Source organism: Atribacter sp., assembly GCF_035418125.1.
GTDB lineage: Bacteria > Atribacterota > Atribacteria > Atribacterales > Atribacteraceae > Atribacter > Atribacter allofermentans.
In genome coordinates this window covers 1-3,856 of record NZ_DAOLQM010000215.1, presented here as the reverse complement: position 1 = coordinate 3,856, position 3,856 = coordinate 1, and the positions used below count along the sequence as shown (strand labels likewise).

Sequence of the window (3,856 nt, the reverse complement as noted above, 5' to 3'; positions counted from 1 at the left end):
CATTCATGATGAAATGGAATTAACCTCCTTTTTCTTTATATCTATCACTCGATATTTTACCATTCCAGCAGGTACTTTTAATTCAATTTCATCTCCCTTGGTTTTCCCAATAAGAGCTTGAGCCAGAGGTGACTCAAAAGAAATCTTTTGGAGAGAAGGATTGGCTCCAACTGAGTCGACTATCGAATACTCAATCTGTTTTCCATTGTTGAGATTTTCGAGCATCACTCGAACCCCTAAATGAATTTTCTCTGAGTTTCCTCCACTTTGTTCTTCAACGATTGTCGCTTTCATCAGCTTTTCTTCCAAAACCAAAATACGTCCTTCAATGAAAGCTTGCTCATTCTTAGCTTCTTCATACTCAGCATTTTCACTTAAATCACCGAATGCTAAAGCTTGGTTGATCTTTTCTGCTACCTCTTTCCGCTTCACTGTTTTGAGATGCTTTAACTCTTTTTCTAAGGTCTCATATCCCTCTTTGGTAAGAATAATCTTTTCATCTGACTTTTTCTTCTCCATCAATTAAACCTCCTGAAAAGGTTTTCCGCTATCGAAATACCATATAAAAAGGTTACCGGGTTGTCAAGTTATCCCCAAGGAGATAATCTTGCTCTAGAAGGTTCATTGCTGCTGTTTTCTCGCGGAAGGATATCTTTATTATTGAAATATGAATTATACTTTTTTCTTAACTATGATTCAAGTCATTTTTTTCCTTTTGTCATATTTTGTTTTTCCACTGACAACATTGAAAGAATGAATATTTTGAATTATCACTTCTTAGGTCGGTAATTTTTCCTCCTATTTATAATTTCTGTTCAGTGAAACCGAGGAATTTCTTACATAATGAATAATGAGAGACGAAAGATATCCGGTGAAAAAACCGGCTAAAATAGCAAAGGGAAACAATAATAGCAAATACCAAAAAATATGTATGCTTTGAATATATAGATAAGCGACTAATATTTGGCCGATATTATGGAAAAGGGCTCCGAACATACTGATGATGAGAACTGATTCGGTGGCTTTGCTCATTAACTTCATTCCTAACCAAGCAAATATTCCACCACTTAAAGCTAGAAAAAACCCAATATTGAGAAAGTTTCCAGAAATTAATCCCCCTAAAAAAACTCTCAACAAGGTGACCAGCAAGGCCTCGTTTTGACCTAATAATACCATAGCAATCAAGGTAACAATATTAGCAAAACCTAACTTCGCTCCAGGAATAAATAAGTTAGGCAGCGGGATCAAGCCTTCCAATCCATGCAGAACACTTCCCATAGCTACTAAAATCGCAATATATATTAATCGATTAATTTTACTTGATTTAATAATTAAACGGTTATTGTCCATGTTTCATCTCAAATCTTCGAAAACTATGATTTTAAAAAGTTCCCGATTGCTTTGGGAATGACAGCTGTCATATTTGGTTTATAATAAGAATAGACATACTGAATATAATTATTATTTCATTTGCTTCAACAATATTAAATATAGGCCTTTAATCTAAAGATATTATAAACCAATGGTGAGACTGAAATGGATAAAAAAAATAAAAGAAAAAACATTCTTATTACCGGTTTAACTTCACTCTTGACCGATATCAGTTCAGAAATGATCTACCCGATCATTGCTCTTTATTTAAAAGCCTTGGGAGGCAGTCCGGCTATTCTCGGCATCATCGAAGGTGTTGCCGAGTCAACGGCATCGATTCTCAAAGTGTTTTCTGGGGCTTTTGCTGACCGAATAGGCAAAAGAAAGCCTTTAGCAATTGCTGGGTATTCCTTATCTGTTATAGGAAAAGTACTATTTTATTTTGCCAGTAATTGGAGTTTTATATTTGCTGGAAGATTTTCAGATCGTTTTGGGAAAGGAGTTCGTACTGCTCCCCGTGATGCCATGATTTCTGAATCAGTTGAAGGGAATCATCAAGGAAAAGCTTTTGGACTCCATCGCACCATGGATTCCATGGGTGCAGTAATCGGTACCTTAATCACCTTTTTCTTTCTCTTTCGTATTCAAGAAGCTGCCCGGCAATCGGGAAATCCTGCTTTTTATATTCCCACCTTCCGCTCCATTATTCTTCTCAGCTTGATACCGGCAGCTTTAGGGGTGGTTGTTCTTTTCTTGACCATAGAAACCGGAAGTGGGGAAAAAAGTACTCATATTCCACTTTCTTGGAGTTCACTTCTTAAACTGGATCATAAGTTAAAAGTTTTCCTGTTGGCCACCTTTTTGTTTACTTTGGGAAATTCCTCCGACCAATTCATCTTATTAAGAGCAACTGAACCTGATTTAGGGTATAGCGCTGCTCAAGTGATACTTCTCTATCTGCTCTTTAATATTGTATATATGGTGGTTTCTTATCCGGCAGGATGGCTTTCCGACAAAATTGGTCAAAAGTGGATATTAGCTGGAGGGTTTCTCCTTTATAGTATTACTTATTATGTGATTGGTTTTACTCCTTCCTTTATTATCCCGGCCATGATTCTCTATGGTTTCTATATCGGTATGACTGAAGGGGTTGCCAAAGCACTGGTTTCTGAGCTTTCACCTGCTTCAAGGAGAGCTACTATTATTGGTCTTCATGCAACCTTACTGGGAATTGGTCTCTTCCCGGCTTCTTTAATCGGGGGATTACTCTGGAGTACTTTTGGCCCTTCGGCAACTTTTCTTTTTGGAGGATCAATGACATTTATCTCGGCTTTAATTCTTATTTTATTTCTATAAACATCAGCAGCTATTTTGCAGTTAGGTCCCTTCTCCCTCTGATCTATTTGCTCCTTCTCCCTTGATAAAAGAAAGAAGTATTTTCATGGTTTTTCACACTTTCAAAGCTTCAAATTCCAAATTATTATTCTACTCTTAACCCATTTCTCACTAAATTTATCAGATAATATATAATAATCATACCAACTCTTATAAGAATGATTGGAATTATGGAGGCTAAAGATGCATTTCATCGCCTTTTTAACCGATTGGGGAATGACCAGTTATTACGTAGGAATTGCTAAATCAGTTATGAAACAGATTAACCCGGGTGTTGAAATCATCGACATCACTCACGATATTGAACCCTTCAATATCCGTGAAGCCATGTATATTCTTCAACGTACTTTCCCTGATTTTCCTCCCGGAACAATTTTTTGTTCAGTAGTCGATTATGGAGTAGGAACGGAACGCTTCCCAATTGCTGTCGAGCTTGCCAATGGTTCATTTTTGGTTGGTCCTGATAATGGGACTTTTACACTCCTCATCGAACAGTACCCCACGAAAAAAACAGTCATTCTCCAGAACCCTTCTTACTTTTTTCGCTTAAATCCCAGTAGCACCTTTCATGGTCGGGATATTTTTGCTCCTGTGAGCGCTCGCCTCTCAATGGGTGTCCCCTTGGAACATTTTGGACCGGTCGTTAATGACCTCCATACGCTTACAGTCAATCAACCCAACCTTCATAACCACACTATAACCGGCGAAGTCGCCTTTTGTGACCGTTTTGGCAACATAGAAACGAATATTCCCGGAATAATGCTGAATAATTTTGAACTACAACCCGGAGATCCTTTGAACATTGTCATTAATGGACGTTCTTTTGATGCGGTTTTTTTTGAGGCATATGGATTGTCTAAAAAAGGACAGATTTTAGTGCATACCGATAGCTCGGGTTTTGTTGAAATAGCCGTGAACCAAGGAAATGCCAGGGAAGCTCTACTTGATAATAAAGATATTAGCCAAATATCAATCCTCAACAAAAAAATAAAATAACAATATCCATATATAAAAATCTAACCTGAAAAACCACGGGCTTGATAAATCAAGCCCCTACCAAAGAATATAAAATTGTAGGGGCACAATGTAT

4 protein-coding genes are annotated in these 3,856 nt (G+C 37.3%); 2 read left to right on the top strand and 2 right to left on the bottom strand.

Translation table 11 applies throughout. The annotated features are described in order from the left end of the window. Positions 1-3: 3 nt before the first annotated feature. Both greA and PLK24_RS09415 read right to left on the bottom strand, forming a co-directional pair. Positions 4-519 carry a transcription elongation factor GreA gene (gene greA / locus PLK24_RS09420; RefSeq protein WP_324478516.1) on the bottom strand — a complete coding sequence of 172 codons (516 nt, stop codon included), beginning with the start codon at positions 517-519 and terminating at the stop codon, positions 4-6. A gap of 279 nt (positions 520-798) precedes the next feature. Beyond that, complete coding sequence (locus tag PLK24_RS09415) at positions 799-1,350, bottom strand: Gx transporter family protein (protein ID WP_324478514.1); 552 nt, start codon at positions 1,348-1,350, stop codon at positions 799-801. 186 nt (positions 1,351-1,536) lie between these two features. Between PLK24_RS09415 and PLK24_RS09410 the strand changes: the two genes are divergently transcribed. Together PLK24_RS09410 and PLK24_RS09405 are read left to right on the top strand one after the other, a co-directional pair. After that, the gene (locus PLK24_RS09410) at positions 1,537-2,727 is read left to right on the top strand and encodes an MFS transporter (RefSeq protein ID WP_324478512.1); all 1,191 of its coding nucleotides are present in this window, start codon (positions 1,537-1,539) and stop codon (positions 2,725-2,727) included. Between the two features lie 222 nt (positions 2,728-2,949). Next, complete coding sequence (locus PLK24_RS09405; protein WP_324478510.1) at positions 2,950-3,762, top strand: SAM hydrolase/SAM-dependent halogenase family protein; 813 nt, start codon at positions 2,950-2,952, stop codon at positions 3,760-3,762. Positions 3,763-3,856: the final 94 nt, after the last annotated feature.

What these genes read in the sequence shown, in the direction of transcription:
- greA (WP_324478516.1), bottom strand. Translation starts at nt 519, where the DNA reads ATGGAGAAGAAAAAGTCAGATGAAAAGATTATTCTTACCAAAGAGGGA.
- PLK24_RS09415 (WP_324478514.1), bottom strand. Translation starts at nt 1,350, where the DNA reads ATGGACAATAACCGTTTAATTATTAAATCAAGTAAAATTAATCGATTA.
- PLK24_RS09410 (WP_324478512.1), top strand. Translation starts at nt 1,537, where the DNA reads ATGGATAAAAAAAATAAAAGAAAAAACATTCTTATTACCGGTTTAACT.
- PLK24_RS09405 (WP_324478510.1), top strand. Translation starts at nt 2,950, where the DNA reads ATGCATTTCATCGCCTTTTTAACCGATTGGGGAATGACCAGTTATTAC.